The sequence below is a fragment of the Streptomyces sp. NPDC004031 genome (genome assembly GCF_053604375.1).
The window spans coordinates 1-18126 of the sequence record NZ_JBSGHL010000059.1; the positions used below are offsets into that span (position 1 = coordinate 1).

Genomic DNA, 18126 nt, shown 5'->3' on the forward strand with positions numbered 1-18126 from the left:
GGCCAACATCCGCGCCCGCATCACCGCCAAGGGCATCCCCGACCAGGCCATGACCGAGGTCGAGAAATCCGTGCCCGTCGCCCAGAAACTCGCCAGGGAAGGCCCGGCCGGGGTCGAGCAGGAGATCGTCAAGGAGACCGGCGACCTCAAAGCCACCATCCTCGGCAAACTCACCACCTACCTGATCCCCACCGTCATCATCGCCGGCATCACCTGGATCCTCTCCCTCCTCAACCCCGCCTCCGCGTTCGTCCGCGCCGTCAAAGCCATCGTCGACATCGTCTCCTTCGTCATCAACCAGGGCGCCCAGGTCGTCGAGTTCGTGCAAGCCGTCCTCGACGCCGTCATCGCCATCGCGAACGGCGGCACCGCCGGCGTCCCCAAAATGGTCGAAACAGCCCTCGCCGCCGCCATCCCCACCCTCCTCGGCCTCCTCGCCTCCCTCCTCGGCATCGGCAACCTCGCATCCAAAGTCAAATCCGTCTTCCACGCCGTCGCCAGACCCGTCAACCGCGTCATCGACAAAATCGTCGGCTTCATCGCCAAGATCGGCAAGAAGATCTGGGCGAAGCTCAAGTCGAAGTTCGGCAAGAAGAAGAACGAGGGCAGGGGCAAGGGTGATGGAAAGGACGCACCGGCCTCAGGTGATCGGCCCGTCGTCCGGGTGCCGTTCGACATGGTCGGTGATTCCCATTCCCTCACCTTCACCCCCAAGGGGGGCGACGTCGATGTCGTCATGGCGTCCGTCAATCCCAGGGACCTTACGGAGAAGTTCAGTACGGCGCACGCCAGGATCGACTACTTCAGGCACTACATCGAATCCATTGAGGATCCGAAGGTGAAGGCGGGCTATGAGGCTCAGATACTTCCCTGGCTGGAGTCGTTCACTCGGGACAATGTGGCCACGTTCAGGAGCATCTACAAGGAATGGTATCCGGCGCGTGGGGAGCCGAACCGCCCGTCGGCTGCCACGGACAGAATCAGCCGGATGACCTCGCAGGCGGAGCAGGCTCTGCAGAATCTCAAGGAGTGGGCTGCGAAGACCGGTATACCTGACCTCGAGCCCGAGGCGATCAACAGAACGATCAATGTCAAGGGTGTAGAGATCTGGAAGGAGGAGTTCGACAGGAAGAAGCAGCTCATCGAGTCGGTTGTCGGGGGCTTCCGGTACCGGGGAAATCCGATCCAGTATCGGGGCAGCATGGAGTCCGGCTGGCGTGGCCCGCAGAAGGGGAAGACCCATTACGATCCGAAGGACTTCGACGTTGATATGTACGTGATCGACCCCGAGGATTTTGAAAGAATTGCGGAACGTAAGGGGCTCGGGCAGCGGACGAAATGGATCAAGGGCGACGCTGTCTACGCGCCAGAACTTCTCAGGCTCAGTCTTCGAGTCGCACAGGCGCTGCAGGGCGCATTTCCGGAAGTCAAGGGGATCGGCGATTCCAAGGTGATCCTGCGCCGGAGCGAACCCGGGCAATGAACTGCTCCATCCCCATCGAGTGGGCTAGGATCATCGCGGATGACGGGTGCGCGCCTTGGAGGGTGTCGTGGTGAAAGTTCTTGAATTCTCGGTCCGGGCGAACGCGAGCGAGTCGTTCGGACGTGTGCGGAATGCGGTTGAGCAGGCGCTGAATCTCACCTTCGAAGAGGGAGAATTCGAGGACGTTCCTGCTCTGGTGGCGAACTCGCTCGGAATGCATATCGGACTCTTCAAGTGGGGCGAGTCCTACCTGTTGGAGAGCAGGATCGAGGACGTCAGATTCCTGGAGGCGGCCGAGAGGAAGCCGCTGGAAGTAGTGCGCGTCAGTGAGGCTTTCGCGGACATGCTCACTACCCTCGGACCCGTCCGATGGCGTGTCGCCACCGAGGCGGATCTGATCGAGGACCGGGCGTACGGAGACGAGCTCGATCGGCAGATCGCCGACGACGAAGGTGCGCCCCCCTGGGCCTGAGGGCTTTGCACCCTGGGCTCACGTCGTGAGCAGGTGCGCGTACTCGCCGAATTCGGAGGGGAGGGTCAGGCGGCCGAGCTTCTGGTATTCGCGCTGCACCGCGTGGATGAGCATCGGCATCGTCAGGGGGGTGCCGGCTTCTGCCGCGAGGTAGGCGGCGGTCACGGCGACGGAGCGGATGTTGCCGCCGGCCAGCTCGAAGGATTCGGCGCAGAAGGCGAGGTCGAGGGGGGACGACGGGGGGAGGACGGGGTGGAGGGCGCGGTGCCAGAGGAGGTGGCGTTGGTCCGCGTCGGGGAGGGGGAAGTCGACGACGAGGTCGAGGCGGCGGGTGAAGGCGTCGTCGAGGTTGGCGCGCAGGTTCGTCGCGAGGATGGCCAGGCCGTCGAAGGTCTCCATCCGCTGGAGCAGGTACGCGCTCTCGACGTTGGCGTAGCGGTCGTGCGCGTCCTTGACCTCCGAGCGTTTGCCGAAGATCGCGTCGGCCTCGTCGAAGAGGAGGACGCCGTTGACGCCCGCGGCTTCGCTGAAGATGCGTTCGAGGTTCTTCTCGGTCTCGCCGATGTACTTGTCGATGACGGTCGCCAGGTCGACCGTGTAGAGGTCGAGCCCCAGGTCCTTCGCGACGACCTCCGCGGACATCGTCTTGCCCGTGCCGGAGTCACCGGCGAACAGGGCGGTGACACCGCGGCCGCGCCCGCCGCCCGGCCGCATGCCCCACGCGCCGAGGACGAGGTCGCGGTGCCGTGCGCGGGCGGCCAGTTCGTGGAGCTGGGCGAGGGGGTCGGCGGGCAGGACGAGGTCGTCCCAGCCCACGGCGGGTTCGATGCGCCGGGCCAGCCGGTCCAGGCCCGCCGCGTTCTGGGCGCGGGCCCCGGCCCGTACGTGGTCGGCGTCCAGCGGGCCGTCCGTGAGCAGCGCGGCCTGCGCGGTGGAGCGGGCGGCGCGGGTGATCTGGTCCGGGGTGAGGAGGAAGGGCGCGAGGGTGCGCCGTATGTCGAGGTCGTCCGGCACCGGGGCCTGGTAGGTGCGGGCCCACAGTGCGGCCCGGGTCGCCGGGTCCACCCGGGGGGCGTGCAGCAGCAGCGGAGGGCGCGCGGACCAGGCGGCGTCCCAGGGGGTGCGCCCGACCAGGACGGTGAGCGGCGCGGTGTCGGCCAGCAGTCGCAGCGCCTCCGTGTGCTCGGGCGTGAGCGCTTCGAGGGGCGCGCACACCAGGCCCGCGCCGGTGAGCCGCGCCTCGCGGGCCAGGGCGCGGACGGCTTCCGCGGGGTGCGGGTCCTGGGCCAGGCGGGTGAGGTCGACACCGAGGACGGGGTGGCCCGAGCGCGGCAGCGCCGCCGCGGCCAGCGCGGTTCCGGCGCCGCCCTGGTCCTCGCGCAGGTGGGCCAGCCGGACACCGTGGGTGAGGGCGCGGGCGAGGACGTCCGGGTCGCCGACGCCGGGGACGTCGTGCCAGGACGTGAGCAGGTCGGCGAGCCGCGGGTCGGGGGTGTCGTCCCCGAGCAGATGGCCCGCGACACGGTCGGGCACGCGCAACGACCGTCCCAGGAAAGGGCGTTCGGCCTCCTCGACGACCAGCAGCCCGCCCGCCCGCAGTGGCGCCTGCGGCGCGAGCCGGGCCCGCGCCCGTGGATCGGCGGCCGCCCTCCCGCACAGCCCGAGGGCGAGTCCGACGGTGGGGCGGCAGCGCGCGACATGGTCGTTGAGGTAGCCGTAGAACTGCTCGAAGCGGTCGTCCAGGTCGGGGACGAGCGCGATGAGCAGGATCTCGACGTCGAGCGGGGTGAGGCCGAAGGTGCGGGCGAGGTGCCGCAACCGGGACGTGTCGCGCCCGGTGTGCTCGGACGCGTCCGCCAGCGCCTCCGCCTCCGCGAGGCGTTCGGCGTCGGTGTGGTCGGGTCCGGCGAGCGAGCGGCCCTCGTCCAGCAGCCGCCGTACCGTCTCGTCGCTGAGGTAGAGCCCGCGGAAGGCGTCGTCCGGCTGCGGGTCCACCGCCTGCCGGGCGGTCACCGCGCGCCGCACCCGCTCCTCGACGAGCGCGGCCCGCGCGAGCAGGTGCCGCAGGCTGAGGTCGGCGGACCCGGCGCCGACGCCGTACGGCTCCGGCGTCACGTGTCCTCCGCCACACGGGACGTGATGCCCGACCGGCGGGGCTCGCGCGGCTCGCGGGGCGGCGCCGGGGGGACGTTCGGCCTGCTGCCGTAGACGGGGAGTTCGGCCCCGGACGGCATCCGGGCGGGCGGGTGCTCCGCTGACGCCCCGGGCGGCGGGACGCCCTCGGAGAAGCCGAGCCGCAGCCCGTCCTCGCCGACCGGCGGACCCGCCGCGTACACCGGCGACTCCGTCACGGGCACGCTGATCACCAGGTCGAGCGACGGCTTCAACTCGCCGCCGAGCGCGCTCCACACGTCCGCGAACGACCGGTCCTCCGGCGGCGGCAGGGCGACGCTCATCGGTACGGAGATGCCGAGTTCGGACAGCGTGCCGCTGAACCGCTCGGGCGACAGCGCCTCGTAGCGCAGCAGGCACAGCAACAGCGAGGACAGCAGCCGGTGTTCGTCCTCCGGGCGGCGCGTCCAGGCGGTGATCAGGTACGACAGCTTGAAGTAGCGCGGCGGGCGGCGCCGGGCCGTGACGGTGCCGTGCTCGTCGTACTCGTTGAGCAGGCCGCGCTCGCGCCGCCGCATGTCCTCGCGGATGTCGTACAGGTAGAGGTTGACGGTGGGGGCGTTGACCTTGGCCGCCCAGTCCCGGGTGGGCGCGTCGAAGACGACCGCGACCTGGCCGCCCGCGAGCGGGTCCGCGCGGAAGAGGGCGCGCAGGGCCTCGTCGACCTCATGGATCATGGGCGTGCCTCCTGCCGTGCCGGCTCGTACGGACGGGGTTCAGCTGCGGGCCGCGAAGTCCGGTGGCTGCACGGTCTGTTGCACGACCAGCACCGGCTGCGGCACCGGCGGGTCGTAACCGGCCGGCGTGGCCGTCACGTCCCGCGAGCCCAGCAGGTCGCGCGGCAGGACCACCACCTGCGCGGCGAACGTGCCGTCCGGCGCGACGAGCGCCGGATCGGTCCGGGCGGTGATCCCGCGGCTCCACGCCAGCGGCACGGCCGTGCCGGGCGGGAAGTCCGTGCCGCGCACCACGACCACGTCGCCGGGCCGGACGACCGACGGGCTGACCGTCAGCTTCGGCTGGAGGACGCGGATCGGCGCGGTCGCGGTGTTGTCCGCCGTCCGCGGGTCGGCGGGCGAGCCGTGCACGCTCACCCGCACCGTGCCCGTGAGCGGCACGTGGAAGACGCCCTGCTGGAGCAGCGTGACCCGGCCGCCGGGCGGGATCGTGCACGGCTTCGCGGGCGTGCACGCCGTCGGCGCCCCGACGCTGCTCCCGCCCGCGGCGGTCGCCGGCCACACCGACGACACGACCACGCCGGTCGCGGCGCGCGGCCCCGCGTTGCTGATCGTGACCTGCGCGACGGTACGCGCGCCCGTGTACGTCGGCGCGGGCCCGACGCCGATGCGGACGGTCAGGTCCGCCTGGTCGGGGATGGGCTTCGGCAGCACCGTGAACGTCGCCTGCGCGCTGCCGGTGTTGCCCGCGCTGTCGGTCGCCGTGCACGTGACGGTGGTCGAGCCGAGCGGGAAGAGCGACCCGGAGGCGGGCGTGCAGGTGACGGGCAGCGGGCCGTCCACGCCGTCCACGGCGGTCGCGGTGTAGCTGATGCGCGCGCCCTGGGAGCCCTGCGCCTCGACGGACCGGTTGTCGACGGTCACGACGGGGGCGGTGACGTCGCGGACGGCGATGCCGATGATCTCCTGGTAGTCGTTGGCGGGCTCCGGCAAGGGCGTCCCTGGCCCACCGGTGGTGCCGGTGGTGGTGCCCGTTGACGTGCCGGTCGACGTGCCGGTTGACGTGCCCGCGCTGGTCTCGGCGGTGGTGCCCGTGGTGGTTCCCGTCGTGGTGCCGGTGGTCGTGCCGGACGACGTCCCGGTCGTCGTACCCGTGGACGTACCCGTGGTGGTGCCGGTCGTGGTGCCGGACGAGGTCCCGGAGGTCGTGCCCGTCGTCGTCCCGGTCGTCGTCCCGGACGACGTACCCGCAGAGATCCCGGTCGTCGTCGTACCCGTGGACGTACCGGTGTCCGTGTCCGTGCCGCCCGTCGCGGCGGCGCAGCCCGTGACGCCGCCGAGCAGGCCCGCGCCCGCGCCCGCCACGAGGCCGTCCGGGCCGGCGATCAGGCCGGTGCCGAGTCCGGCCACCAGGCCCCGGCCGCAGGCCGCGTCGCCGCCGCCGCCCGCGCCCGCCGTGAGGCCCGTTCCGCCGGTGGTGCCGGCCGGGCTGTCCGCCGACGCGCGCTGCGGGGCCGCGGGTGTGCCCGTCACGCCGTCCGTGCCGGACGGCGGCGTACGGGCCGGGCTCGTACCGGATCTGCCCCGGACGGCTGCCGCGGTCACGACGTCCGGGGCCTGGCCGCCGGGCACCTTGCCGTCGAGCAGGAACTGCACGGCGCAGGTCAGTTCGGCGCCCTGCGGTGCGTCGGGGGCGACGGCGATCGTCTCGTCGAAGGACGCGGTCTCGCCGCTGGTGACCGTCCTGGTGGCGGGGTCGAGGCTGACGGTGAGGGCGGGGTCGCAGCCGACGGTCTGGTACGTGACGGTGGTGGGGAGGTTGACCAGGCCGTCGCTGATGGCCTGGGCGACGGCGTTCTCGTTCACGCCCGACATGAGCTTGCCGCCGGTGGCGTTCACGACCTTGGTGGCCTCGTCGGGGTCGTGGGTGCCCTCGTGGTTCTCGGGGGTGTCGCCGTCGCCGTCGAGGCCGTCGCCGAGGTCGGTCGTGATGTCGATGGCGAGGACGCGTACGCCCGCGTTCTTGAGGGCGCCGATGGTGGAGTCGAGCGAGTGGTCCACGCTGGGGTCGTGGCTGGAGGCGTCCCCGATGAGGACGACGATGGGGCTGGCCTCCGGGCGGAAGGTGATCCGCCCGTCCGCACCGTTGGCGATCTGCCAGAGCCCGTTGATCCAGTCCTCGGCGGGTCCGGGGCTGTCGTAGCCGCGCTCCGCGTCGAGGTCGTCGAACCACCCGCTCACATCGCTGACGTCCGAGGTCAGTCGGTGCTCCACGGTGAAGACCTTCGCGCCGTCCGTCACGTCGCCGTACGCGGTGAGCGCGAAGCGTGCGCCGGGCTGCTGGGCGAGGACGTTCGTGGCGACGGTCTGCATCGATCCGGCGACGTTGCTGATGCTGTCCTTCATGCTGCCGGTGTCGTCGATCATCAGCACGACGTCCGGCCGCGGCGGGATCGTCGGCGTCTGCACGGTCTTCGCCACGTGCGTGGACTCCCCGGGCGCGAGCGCCTGGTCCACCACCTGGGGCTGGACGGGCTGGTTGGCGGCCGCCGGGGACGTGGACGGGCCCGCGGCCAGGCCGGGGGCGGCTCCGGCGACGAGGACGAGCCCGGCGACCAGGGTGCCGAGCCGCAGCGCGCGGCTCGCGGACCGGCCGGGCCGCACCCCCGGGGCACCGGCACCGGCACCGGCACCGGTCCCGGCTTCGTGGCCGCCGACACCGCCGACGTGCTGACGCTTGCGCACCGAACCCCCCGTTCCCGGAAATCGCACCAGCCGACACCGTCGCGTGCGGGGGCCGGAAAGGGCAGCGCGGAGCGGGTCAAACCATCGGGTACGAAAGGGCTGCCTCATCGGACACCCGGTGCTCGGGCCCGCCGGACCACCGGCCGCCAACGCCTGGCGCGGCGCGTGGCGTTGACGCCTCTGACGTGGGCGTGTTATTCAACTGGGGCGCACCCTTTGGACTAGACCATCTAGGCAAAGGACCCCCACCCATGGCATACCTCCCGAAACTGCTCGCGGCCGTCAGCGCCGCGGGTGTGGCCGCGGCCGCCGGAGTGCTCGTGTCGCCCGCGGCCGTCGCGGCGACGTCCGGGCCGATCACCGGGCTCGGCGGCAAGTGTGTGGACGTCGCCGCCGCGTCGACCGCCAACGGCACGGCCGTGCAGCTCTACGACTGCAACGGCACCTCCGCGCAGAGCTGGACGACCGGCGGTTCCGACAGCACCGTGCGGGCCCTCGGCAAGTGCCTGGACGTCACGGGCGGTTCGACGGCCAGTGGCGCGAAGGTGCAGCTCTACGACTGCAACGGCACGGCGGCGCAGGCGTGGACGTACAGCGGTGGCCAGTTGGTCAACGGCGGCTCGGGCAAGTGCCTGGACGCCACGGACAAGTCCAGCGCCAACGGCAACCGGCTGCAGATCTGGACGTGCACGGGCGCGTCCAACCAGCAGTGGACGGTGGGGGGTTCGACGTCCCCCGGCGGCGGGCTGAACACCGGCGTCGCGCCCGGCGGCAACTTCGACCTCGGGGTGTGGGAGCTCCAGGAGCCGGTCGGCTCGCCCGGCTCGCCGACGACGATCTCCTCCTCCCGCCTCCAGGGCGCGGGCGGCTACCAGGACACGTACTTCTTCACCGACGGCTCCGACGGTGCGATGACCTTCTGGGCGCCGGAGAAGGGCGTCACCACGCCCAACTCCAACTACGCGCGCTCCGAGCTGCGCGAGATGAACCGCAGCGGCAGCGCCGCCGACTGGTCGCTCGCCGGGTCGCACCGGATGGACGCGACGCTGCGCGTGGTGTCGGTGACGTCCAACGTGTGCGTCGGGCAGATCCACCTGGGGTCGGGCGGCACCTCCACCAAGCCGCTCATCGAGCTGTACTACCACTCCAACGGCGACATCGTCGCGGGCGTGGAGAACTCCCCGGACGGCGGCCAGACGACGCACACGGTCGGCCATGTCGCCGTCGGGACGAAGTGGAGCTACACGATCGCCGTCTCGGGCGGCAACACGATCGACCTGACGGTCAACGGGAGCGTCACGCACTACCCGATCCCGTCGTCGTTCAACGCCTACAAGCAGTACTTCAAGGCGGGTTCGTACAACCAGTCCTCCTCGGACAGCACGACCAACGGCGCGCGCGTCGCCTTCTACGCGCTCACCGTCGCCCACAGCTGACGGGGACCGGCGGGCCGGGGCCGGAGGGGACAACGGCCCCGGCCCGCCGGGTGGTTCAGCCGCGCCGCGCGGCAGGCGTGGCGCTGCCGAAGATGTCGACGGCGTGGTAGTACGTCCACGCCGTCGAGTCGCACGCGGACTTGGTCACACCGGAGTAGGCGGCGCAGACGCGCTTGAGGTCGGCGTAGAGCATGTTGTCCAGCCGGGCCTTGTTGGCGGTGAAGGTGCCCGCCTTCTTGTAGTTGCGGTAGCCGAAGTCGTGGCGGGCGCAGGAGAGTTTGAAGGGGAAGCCGAGCGGGTTGTCGGGGGAGTCGGAGCAGTAATCCGTCGACCAGTCGAAGCCGTACGCCGACCAGGCGGCCTGGTTGTTGCGGGCGGCGAGCCAGGCGTTGTAGCTCGCGGCGCTGGTCTGCGTCCAGCTGCTGAGCACCTGCGGCTTGTCGGCGGGGGCGGCGCCCGCGGGGGACGCGGCGGTCAGGACGGCGGGCAGGGCGAGGGACGCGGCGGCCAGCGGTAAGGCCAGACGGCGGGAGCGGCGCATGTGAACCTCCGGGCGGTGGTGGGGCACTGACGGGGTGTCCGGTTCTTCGCACGAGCCAACGAGTCAACGGGGTCGGAGTGACGTACGGGTCTACGCGCGAAGAGCCGCGCGGAAATGGTTCCCGTCATCTACGCGCCGGTAACCGCCCGGTGCGGGTGAACCCGAAGGAAAGTGACGTGCCGTCAGGAGCCGGTGCACGCGCCCGTGCGCGCCCGCCCGGCGCGGTGTGCGCCGGGCCTTCCGGAGGCGGGAGCGGCTACTGCTCCCGGTGGACCTTGTAGTTGGACGCCTGCGCGCGCGGGCGCAGCACCAGCAGATCCACGTTGACGTGCGAGGGGCGGGTGACGGCCCAGCAGACGGTGTCGGCGACGTCGTCCGCGGTCAGCGGCTCGGCGACGCCCGCGTACACGGCGTCGGCGCGGTCGGTGTCGCCGCGGAAGCGGGTGAGGGCGAACTCCTCGGTCCTGACCATGCCGGGCGCGATCTCGATGATCCGCACCGGGTGGCCGTTCAGCTCCAGCCGCAGCGTCTCGGCGATGACGTGCGCGCCGTGCTTGGCGGCCACGTAACCGCCGCCGCCCTCGTACGTCGCCAGGCCCGCGGTCGAGGACAGCACCACGATCGTGCCGTCACCGGAGGCGCTGAGGGCGGGCAGCAGGGCCTGCGTGACGTTCAGCACACCCAGGACGTTGACCTCGTACATCGCCCGCCAGTCGGCCGGGTCCGCGGTCGCGACCGGGTCGGTGCCGAGGGCGCCGCCCGCGTTGTTGACCAGGACGTGCACGGGGGGCAGCTCCGCCAGATCCGCCGCGAAGGCGTCGACCGCCGCCCGGTCCGTCACGTCCAGGGCGTGCACGGACACGCTGTGACCCGCGGCCCCCAGCTCCGCCGCGAGCGCGTCGAGGCGGTCGGTGCGGCGCGCGGTGAGCACCACGTGGAAACCGGCCCCGGCCAGCCTGCGGGCGGTGGCGGCACCGATTCCGCTGCTCGCGCCGGTGACCACTGCGGTACGGGTGCTCATGCTGCTGCCTCTCGGGGTGCGGGCGTCCTGCCCCGCAGCATATGCGGCGGCTCCGGCGGGCCCGGCCGCGCCCCGGGGGGTCAGCGCGCGGTGGACGCGGCCGCCTGCTCCGCGCACAGGGCCCGCAGCATGACCCGCTGGTCGAAGGCCAGCAGCCCCACCGTGGCGCCGCACATCCCGGCGGCGAGGGCCAGGTGCGCCCAGCCGGACGTCGCGTGCATGCCGACCGCGCCGAGCAGGACGTGCAGGCCGAGCCGCAGCGCGATCAGCCCGAGCGCGATCTTGCGGGTGCGCTTGCCCTTGAGCATCGCCTTGGCCATCTTCAGCCGCCCGCGCAGCACGGTGGAGGCCAGCACCAGGTTCACGGCCGCGCACGCGGCGATGACCATCCAGCCGTCCGGATGCGCCTTGAGGATGTCGAAGGACGCGCCCATGAGCCCCTCGAAGGCGAAGAACCACACCGGGACGGGCCGGAAGTCCGCGGCGCCCCCCGCCGCCCGCGCGGTTTCCACGGGAGCGGCGGCGTCGGCCGACGGGGCGTCAGAAGGGGTGTCCGTCGCGGGAAGTGCCTCGGTGATCGTCATGACACGAGCATCGCGGCCGGCGGGGTACCGGCGGCAGAGCCGTCCGTCCGGACCCGGCCATGACAGATGTCACGGCTACGGCGTGACGCGTGTGCTCCCCGGCTGCTGCGCCGCCTCCGCCGCCAGGGCGGTGTGCCGCAGCAGCAGCGCCGTGGTGACCGGGCCGACGCCGCCGGGCACGGGGGAGAGGGCCGCGGCCACATCCCGCACGGAGTCCGCGTCCACGTCGCCGGTCAGGCCGCCGTCCTCGGTGGGGTTGGTGCCGACGTCGACCACGACCGCGCCGGGCGCGAGGTGCTCGGCGGTGACGAGCCCGGGACGCCCGGCGGCGGCCACCACGACGTCCGCGCCGCGTGTGACCGCGGCCAGGTCGGCGGTCCTGGAGTGGCAGACGGTCACGGTCGCGTCGCGGTCCAGCAGCAGGTGGGCCAGCGGCTTGCCGACGACCGTGGAGCGGCCGACGACCGTGACCGTACGCCCCGCGAGCGCGAGCCCGTGCGCGTCCAGCAGCCGGACGACGGCCTCGGCGGTGGCCGGGGCGAAGGCGGGCAGTCCGGCGGCGAGCCGCCCCAGGCTCAGCGGGTTGGCGCCGTCCACGTCCTTGCCCGGCGCGATGGCCCCGGCCAGGTCGGCGGCGGACGCGCCGGGCGGCAGCGGCGTCTGGAGGATGATCCCGTGCACCGTCGCGTCGCCGCTCAGCGTCGCCAACTGCTCGCGGATCAGGTCCGGTTCGGTGTCCGGGGGCAGCGTGACGGTGTCGCAGACGATGCCCGCCTTCGCGGCGGCCCGGGTGATGGAGCGCACGTACCACGCGCTGCTCTCGTCCTCCGTCGCCACCACGACCACCAGCCGCGGCGCCGCCCCGCCCTCGCGTACCAGCCGCTCGGCGATCTCCCGCGCCTCCGCGCGGAACCCGGCCGCGCACTCGGCGCCGGTGAGGGATGCGGTGCTGTCGCTCATGGGCGGTACTCCTCGCTGGGCGGTACGTGGTGCGGGGCGGGCGGTACGCGGTGGGGGCTGCGGCGGTGCACGCCGCGGGGCCGGGGGTACGTGCCGCGGGGCGCGGCGGTACGTGGCGGGGGCCGACGGTACGTGCTGCGGGGCGGCCGTCAGGCCAGGGACGCGCGGACGGAGTCGGTCACCGCCGCGGCGCGGGCCGCGAGGTCGTCCACGTCCCCGACGGTCGCGGCCAGGGCGGCGCGGGTGTCGGGGTCCTTGATGCCGCCGAGGTTGATCTCGACGTTGACGCGGGCGGTGGTCGCGGCGGCGCGCGCGGCCTCCGCGGCGGCGGCGACGTCCGTGACGACGTTGCGGTTGCCGATCGGCAGCAGCTCCTCGGCGAGGGCGACGAGCCGGCGGACCACCGCGACGACCGCGCCCGGCGGCTCGGCCGCGCCCACGAGAGCCCGCGCGACGGCCGCCGAGCGCGCGGCCTTCTGCGCGTCGTCGCCGCGCGGCAGCGCGTACGCGTCCGTCACCGCCGTGAAGGCGGCGGCGTCGGCCGCGGCGAGGTCCAGCGCGGTCGTGCGCAGCTCGTCGCTCTCGGCGGTGATCCGCCCGATCGCCGCGGCGTGCGCGGCGTACTTCTCGCCGGTCGAGTAGCGGGCGACCATGGCCAGCAGCGCGGCGCCCTGCGCGGCGTGCAGCGCCGCGGCGGCGCCCCCGCCCGGGGCCGGTACGCGGGCGGCCAGCCGCTCCAGGTAGCCGCCGACCGTGTCGTCCTGGATCCGCGCCCCCCGGGCCGTCCCGTCCACCGTGCCGTCCTCCCCGCCGTCTCGCTGCCGCCTTCCGGCGGTACGTCCTCCGGTTTACGTCCGCAGCCTATCGCGCGTGCCGAAAGCGCTGGTGACACCGCATTGTCGGACCCCCGCGGCACAATCCGGGAAGGAGTATCCGGATACCGGGAGTGCGAACACCCGGACGAGCCGCGGCTTCGGGCGCGGACGCGAACACGGAGAGGAGAGTGCGGCACGGTGCGGAAAATCGTAGTGGCGATGTCGGTTTCGCTCGACGGTTTCATGGAGGGGCCGAACCGGGAGATCGACTGGCATCTCGTGGACGACGAGCTGCACGGGTACTTCAATGATCAGCTGCGTGACATGGGCGCATTTCTCGACGGGCGCGTCACGTACGAACTCATGGCCGAATACTGGCCGACCGCCGACGAGGATCCGCACGCCCCGGCCCCGGTCCGGGAATTCGCCCGGATCTGGCGGGAGATGCCCAAGATCGTGTATTCCCGCACGCTGCGTGAGGCGGCGTGGAACGCGACGGTGGCGCACGAGGTGGTGCCCGCCGAGATCGAGGCCCTCAAGGCGCGTCCGGGCGGCGATCTCGCGCTGGGCGGCGCGGAACTGGCCGCCGCGTTCGCCGCGCACGACCTGATCGACGAGTACCTGATCTACGTGCACCCGGTGCTGCTGGGCTCGGGCAAGCGGCTCTTCCCGGCCGCCGCCGACCGCACCCGGCTGCGGCTGACCGAGAGCCGGACGTTCGGGAACGGGGTGGTGCTGCTGCGCTATGCGCGCGACCGCGGCTGAGCGCCACGCCAGGTGCGAGGTTGACGGTGACTTCGCCGGAATTGCGCGGGGGATCTTTTCGAAAGCCTCACAACTGCCCCGCAGTGCCTCGCGGTGCCGCTGTTAGCGTTTTGTGGTCACCCGAGGCAGCACAGAAAACCATGGCAGGAAACAGACGATGGACTACTGCTACCAATGCCGCCGCAACCTCAACGGGGCGCTGGTATGCCCGGGTTGCGGCGCCTATGCGCCTGATATCGCACCGCCCGCGTCCGCCTACCGGGCGCCGCATTTCGCGGACGGGCCGATACCGGAATCCGAAACGGGTCCCGCGGCGTACACGACTCCGGCCAGGTCGGCGCTGTCCGCGATACGGACGGAGGCCCCGGTGACGGACGGCCCGCGGCCGCTTCCCGCGCCCGGACCTCCGGCAGCCGAGCCGCAGCCCGAGCCACTGCCCGGGGCGCTGCCCGCGGCGGGCGCGGGCGGCGGACGGGCGGCCCGGCGGCACGCGCAGGCCCGCTGGCGGCGGAACCGCCGCCGCGCGGTCGCGGCGACCGCGGTCGCGCTGGCGGGCGGCGGCCTGACCATCGCCGCGATGCCGACCGGCGGCGGCTCCGGCGGTACGACGAACGCCGCCGCGGCCCCCGACACCCCGGTCGGCGACGCCCTGCCCACCGTGACCTCGCCCGCCACCACCGCGCCGCCCGCTACCGCGGCCCCGTCCCGTACCGGCACCCCGGCGCCCCCGCACCCGGCGGCCACCTCGACGCCCGGCCACACCCGCTCCGTCCCGCTCGTGCCGCGCACGCGGGCCCCGCGGCAGGCGGCGGACGGCGCGCAGCAGTCGCAGCCTGCCCCGTCGGCGTCCGCGGCCCGGCCGGCTCCCACGAGCGCGGCCCCGCAGCCGACGGCGACCACGCCCGCGCCGACCGACTCCGCGACCCCGCCGCCCGCCACCTCGACGCCCCCGGCCGGGACCGACCCGACGACGCCGCCGCACGAGATCTGCGTCCTGGTCCTCTGCCTGTGAGCCGGCGGCCGGGCCGCGGATTGCGCGGTCCGGGTGGTGTGCGCGACACGCTGCGGTCATGTGGGCCACGCGTCTCGTACAAACGTTCGACCGTGTGGTTGAATCCCGGGCATGCACCACCACACCTTTCCCGCCGACCTCGTCCAGGCGCAGCGCGAGTGGTACGTCACCTATCGCCAACTCGCCGCATCCGCAGGCACTCGGACCACGGTGCTGCGCCGCCGCCTGGTGCGGCTGTCCGTGCTGGTGACCGCGCACCCGTTCTGGGCGACCGTGCCCGACTGCGGGCCCGCGGCCCGTATGCAGCTCAAGGCGCTCGCGTGGGACGCGGCGGAGGAGACACCGGGCACGGCGGCCGGCGCGGGCGGGCGGTGAGGAGACCCCGGAGACCTCCGGGACGCGGCCGGGACCGGCGACGGGACCGGCGACGGTCCGGACGGCCGGGCGCCGGACCGAACGACCGGACCTAGGGCCAGACCAGGCAGTAGAGCTGGTGGCCGGATTCCTGGCAGCGGCGGGCGAAGTCCTGCCATTCGTGCAGCATCTGGTAGATGACGAACGCGTCGCGCGGGCCGCGCCGGTCGGGGACCGTGGACCATATGAAGGCGGCGGCGCCGAGGGATTCCTCGTTGGCGTTGCGCAGCGGCTCCACGACGGAGGCGGGCAGCCGGACCACGGCGTAGTCGGGGTGCAGGACGACGAGTTCGAGCGGCGGGACCTTGTTCGGGGGTATGCCCTCGATGCCCGTGAGGACCATCGCGGCCATCGTCTCCGGCTTGACCTTGGTGTACATGCCCTGGCCGAGTTCGTCGCCGCCGAGCTCCTCGGGGCGCATGGAGATCGGCACGCGCGCCGCGGTCGCACCGTCGGGCGCGCCGAAGTACTTGTAGGTCACCCCCACTCGGCCACCCCTGCTCCTGCCCTCTGCGGTCGTTCGGCGTCCGCGCCCGCGCCGGTCTCGCTCGTCGCGCGGCTCGCGGTGTTGCTGTTGCTCGTGGTGTTCTGGATCGCGTGGTGCTGGACTGCTCGGCTCTGCTGCGTGTCGGTTCTGCGGATCCTGCGCGTTCTGCGGGCTCTGTGAATTCTGTGCGTTCCGCCGGTCCTGCGGGGCGCGACGGCGTTTTCCGGTCGGGCCGGCGTCCTCGGGGTCGGGTACGTGCTCTCCCGGCTCTTCGCCCGGACCGCCACCCCGTTGCTGCATTCCACTACCCGACCATCTGCCGCCCCAACCATGCAACCCGATCATCGTGTCAGATGCACGGTTGAGACGTTGTCGCGCAACGCCCGGCGTTTGAGACCATGTATCCGTGAGCTACCCGTACGAAGCACCAGTGTCCCAGGAACTGTTCGACCGCGCGGCGGCCGTGACCCCAGGAGGCGTGAACTCCCCGGTCCGCGCCTTCCGCGCCGTGGGCGGTACGCCCCGTTTCATGGTGTCCGGCAAGGGTCCGTACCTGACCGACGCCGACGGACGCGAGTACGTCGACCTCGTCTGCTCATGGGGCCCGATGATCCTCGGCCACGCCCACCCCGAGGTCGTCGCGGCCGTGCAGGACGCCGTGACGCGCGGCACGTCCTTCGGCACCCCGGGAGCGGGCGAGGTCGAGCTCGCCGAGGCGATGGTGGCCCGGGTCGAGCCGCTGGAGCAGGTGCGGCTGGTGTCGTCCGGCACCGAGGCGACCATGTCCGCGATCCGGCTCGCCCGCGGGTTCACGGGGCGCGCGAAGGTGGTGAAGTTCGCCGGGTGCTACCACGGTCACGTCGACGCGCTGCTGGCCGCCGCCGGTTCGGGCGTGGCGACCTTCGGACTGCCCGACACCCCCGGCGTGACCGGCGCGCAGACCGGCGACACGATCGTGCTCCCGTACAACGACCTGGACGCGGTACGGGCCGCCTTCGCCGCCCACCCCGGCCAGATCGCCTGCGTCATCACCGAGGCCTCGCCCGGCAACATGGGCGTCGTCCCGCCCCGCGACGGCTTCAACGCCGCCCTCAAGGAGCTGTGCGCCGCCGACGGCGCCCTCTACGTCTCCGACGAGGTCATGACGGGCTTCCGGGTCAGCGCCGCCGGCTGGTACGGCCTGGACGGCGTCCGCCCCGACCTCATGACCTTCGGCAAGGTCATGGGCGGCGGCTTTCCGGCGGCGGCCTTCGGCGGCCGCGCCGACGTCATGGCCCTGCTCGCCCCGGCCGGGCCCGTCTACCAGGCAGGCACCCTGTCCGGCAACCCGGTGGCCACCGCCGCCGGTCTCGCCCAGCTGCGGCTGCTGGACGACGCGGCCTACGCGCACCTCGACGCCGTCTCCGCGCAGATCCGCTCGCTGGTCACCGAGGCCCTGGCCAAGGAGGGGGTCGCGCACCGGATCCAGACGGCGGGCAGTATGTTCTCCGTCTTCTTCACGGACGACGACGTCCGTGACTTCGAGGCGGCCAAGCGCCAGGAGGCGTACCGCTTCACCCCGTTCTTCCACTCGATGCTGGCGCAGGGCGTCTACCTGCCCCCGTCCGCGTTCGAGTCCTGGTTCGTGTCCACCACGCACCACGAGCGGGCCGTGGAGCGCGTCGCCGCGGCACTGCCGGCCGCCGCACGAGCCGCAGCGGAGGCGCGCGCATGAGTTCCGGGACCGACGAGCTGACCGTGGTGCACCTGATGCGCCACGGCGAGGTCCACAACCCCGACGGGGTGCTGTACGGCCGCGCGCCGGGTTACCACCTCTCCGAGCTGGGCCGCAAGATGGCCGACCGGGTCGCCGAGCACCTCGCCGACCGCGACATCACCTACGTCGTCGCCTCGCCGCTGGAACGCGCGCAGGAGACGGCGACACCGGTCGCCGCGGCGCACGGCCTGGAGCTCGCCACCGACGACCGCCTCATCGAGGCGCAGAACATCTTCGAGGGCAAGACCTTCGGCATCGGCGACGGCGCGCTGCGCCGCCCCGCGAACTGGAAGTACCTGACCAACCCCTTCCGCCCCAGCTGGGGCGAGCCGTACGTCGACCAGGTCGTCCGGATGAGCGCGGCGCTGGCCGCCGCGCGGGACGGTGCGCGCGGGCACGAGGCGGTGGCCGTCAGCCACCAGCTGCCGATCTGGGTCGTGCGCTCATGGGCCGAGCGCAGGCGCCTGTGGCACGACCCGCGCAGGCGGCAGTGCACGCTGGCGAGCCTCACGAGCTTTACGTATCGGGGGGACGAGATCGTGTCCGTCGGCTATTCGGAGCCGGCGATCGATCTTGTGCCCGTGCACTTGCGTGGGGGCGGGGCGAAGGCCCCGAAGGGGGCGAGCAAGGCGTTCGGGGCGTAGGCCCCTGAGAGCCCCCTTCGCGGGGGGCGGCACCCGTTTTTCAGGGGCGCGTGGGGGTACCCCCAGGCGAAGCTCTGGGGGAGAACTGCGCGCTCAGCCCCCACCGGGGCGCGGGTCGGATACCGACCCAAGGGGTCGCTTC

15 protein-coding genes and 3 pseudogenes are annotated in these 18126 nt (G+C 72.8%); 9 read left to right on the forward strand and 9 right to left on the reverse strand.

Annotation, left to right across the window (positions count from 1 at the left end):
- Both ACWERV_RS29405 and ACWERV_RS29410 read left to right on the forward strand, forming a co-directional pair.
- Positions 1-1483, forward strand: a pseudogene (locus ACWERV_RS29405) (hypothetical protein); the annotation flags it as partial.
- A gap of 46 nt (positions 1484-1529) precedes the next feature.
- Complete coding sequence (locus ACWERV_RS29410) at positions 1530-1955, forward strand: hypothetical protein (protein WP_452938733.1); 426 nt, start codon at positions 1530-1532, stop codon at positions 1953-1955.
- A gap of 18 nt (positions 1956-1973) precedes the next feature.
- On the opposite strand, the gene ACWERV_RS29415 is transcribed toward ACWERV_RS29410, so the two are convergent.
- From ACWERV_RS29415 to ACWERV_RS29425, 3 genes are read right to left on the reverse strand one after another with little or no spacing between them, the layout of a single operon-like run.
- The gene (locus ACWERV_RS29415; protein ID WP_452938736.1) at positions 1974-4070 is read right to left on the reverse strand and encodes an ATP-binding protein; all 2097 of its coding nucleotides are present in this window, start codon (positions 4068-4070) and stop codon (positions 1974-1976) included.
- Positions 4067-4804 carry a DUF4255 domain-containing protein gene (locus tag ACWERV_RS29420; RefSeq protein ID WP_452938739.1) on the reverse strand — a complete coding sequence of 246 codons (738 nt, stop codon included), beginning with the start codon at positions 4802-4804 and terminating at the stop codon, positions 4067-4069. The genes ACWERV_RS29415 and ACWERV_RS29420 overlap by 4 nt, the downstream gene beginning before the upstream one ends.
- A gap of 39 nt (positions 4805-4843) precedes the next feature.
- Complete coding sequence (locus ACWERV_RS29425) at positions 4844-7549, reverse strand: HYR domain-containing protein (protein WP_452938741.1); 2706 nt, start codon at positions 7547-7549, stop codon at positions 4844-4846.
- A gap of 251 nt (positions 7550-7800) precedes the next feature.
- Between ACWERV_RS29425 and ACWERV_RS29430 the strand changes: the two are divergent.
- Together ACWERV_RS29430 and ACWERV_RS29435 are read left to right on the forward strand one after the other, a co-directional pair.
- Positions 7801-8256, forward strand: a pseudogene (locus ACWERV_RS29430) (ricin-type beta-trefoil lectin domain protein); the annotation flags it as partial.
- Positions 8257-8304: 48 nt separating this feature from the next.
- A pseudogene (locus ACWERV_RS29435) lies at positions 8305-8985 on the forward strand (polysaccharide lyase family 7 protein); the annotation flags it as partial.
- 55 nt (positions 8986-9040) lie between these two features.
- Here ACWERV_RS29435 and ACWERV_RS29440 read toward each other — a convergent pair.
- From ACWERV_RS29440 to ACWERV_RS29460, 5 genes are all read right to left on the reverse strand, one after another.
- Entirely contained in the window at positions 9041-9526 is a 486-nt protein-coding gene (locus ACWERV_RS29440) for a phospholipase (RefSeq protein ID WP_452938744.1), read from the reverse strand.
- A gap of 256 nt (positions 9527-9782) precedes the next feature.
- A complete protein-coding gene (locus tag ACWERV_RS29445; RefSeq protein WP_452938747.1) occupies positions 9783-10547 on the reverse strand; it encodes an SDR family NAD(P)-dependent oxidoreductase in 765 nt (254 codons plus the stop codon).
- An 80-nt stretch (positions 10548-10627) separates the two neighbouring features.
- Positions 10628-11131, reverse strand: a complete 504-nt coding sequence (locus tag ACWERV_RS29450; RefSeq protein ID WP_452938750.1) for a hypothetical protein — start codon at positions 11129-11131, stop codon at positions 10628-10630.
- A gap of 75 nt (positions 11132-11206) precedes the next feature.
- Positions 11207-12091 carry a bifunctional 5,10-methylenetetrahydrofolate dehydrogenase/5,10-methenyltetrahydrofolate cyclohydrolase gene (locus ACWERV_RS29455; protein WP_452938753.1) on the reverse strand — a complete coding sequence of 295 codons (885 nt, stop codon included), beginning with the start codon at positions 12089-12091 and terminating at the stop codon, positions 11207-11209.
- Between the two features lie 149 nt (positions 12092-12240).
- Positions 12241-12885 carry a cyclodeaminase/cyclohydrolase family protein gene (locus tag ACWERV_RS29460; RefSeq protein WP_452938755.1) on the reverse strand — a complete coding sequence of 215 codons (645 nt, stop codon included), beginning with the start codon at positions 12883-12885 and terminating at the stop codon, positions 12241-12243.
- A gap of 219 nt (positions 12886-13104) precedes the next feature.
- Between ACWERV_RS29460 and ACWERV_RS29465 the strand changes: the two genes are divergently transcribed.
- The 3 genes from ACWERV_RS29465 to ACWERV_RS29475 all read left to right on the forward strand — a co-directional run bounded on the left by ACWERV_RS29465 (position 13105) and on the right by ACWERV_RS29475 (position 15058).
- Positions 13105-13671, forward strand: coding sequence for a dihydrofolate reductase family protein (locus tag ACWERV_RS29465; RefSeq protein WP_452938757.1), 567 nt, complete (start codon positions 13105-13107; stop codon positions 13669-13671).
- 157 nt (positions 13672-13828) lie between these two features.
- The gene (locus ACWERV_RS29470; RefSeq protein ID WP_452938760.1) at positions 13829-14683 is read left to right on the forward strand and encodes an SCO2400 family protein; all 855 of its coding nucleotides are present in this window, start codon (positions 13829-13831) and stop codon (positions 14681-14683) included.
- A 111-nt stretch (positions 14684-14794) separates the two neighbouring features.
- Positions 14795-15058, forward strand: coding sequence for a hypothetical protein (locus tag ACWERV_RS29475; RefSeq protein WP_398192751.1), 264 nt, complete (start codon positions 14795-14797; stop codon positions 15056-15058).
- Positions 15059-15149: 91 nt separating this feature from the next.
- Here the strand turns inward: ACWERV_RS29475 and ACWERV_RS29480 are convergent, their stop codons facing one another.
- Positions 15150-15578, reverse strand: a complete 429-nt coding sequence (locus ACWERV_RS29480) for a hypothetical protein (protein ID WP_167987017.1) — start codon at positions 15576-15578, stop codon at positions 15150-15152.
- A 412-nt stretch (positions 15579-15990) separates the two neighbouring features.
- Here ACWERV_RS29480 and hemL point away from each other — a divergent pair, with 412 nt between their 5' ends.
- Both hemL and ACWERV_RS29490 read left to right on the forward strand, forming a co-directional pair.
- Entirely contained in the window at positions 15991-17298 is a 1308-nt protein-coding gene (gene hemL, locus ACWERV_RS29485; protein ID WP_452938765.1) for a glutamate-1-semialdehyde 2,1-aminomutase, read from the forward strand.
- Positions 17295-17984 (forward strand): histidine phosphatase family protein, encoded by a 690-nt coding sequence (locus tag ACWERV_RS29490; RefSeq protein WP_398192753.1) that lies wholly within the window; start codon positions 17295-17297, stop codon positions 17982-17984. The genes hemL and ACWERV_RS29490 overlap by 4 nt, the downstream gene beginning before the upstream one ends.
- The last annotated feature ends 142 nt before the right edge of the window (positions 17985-18126 follow it).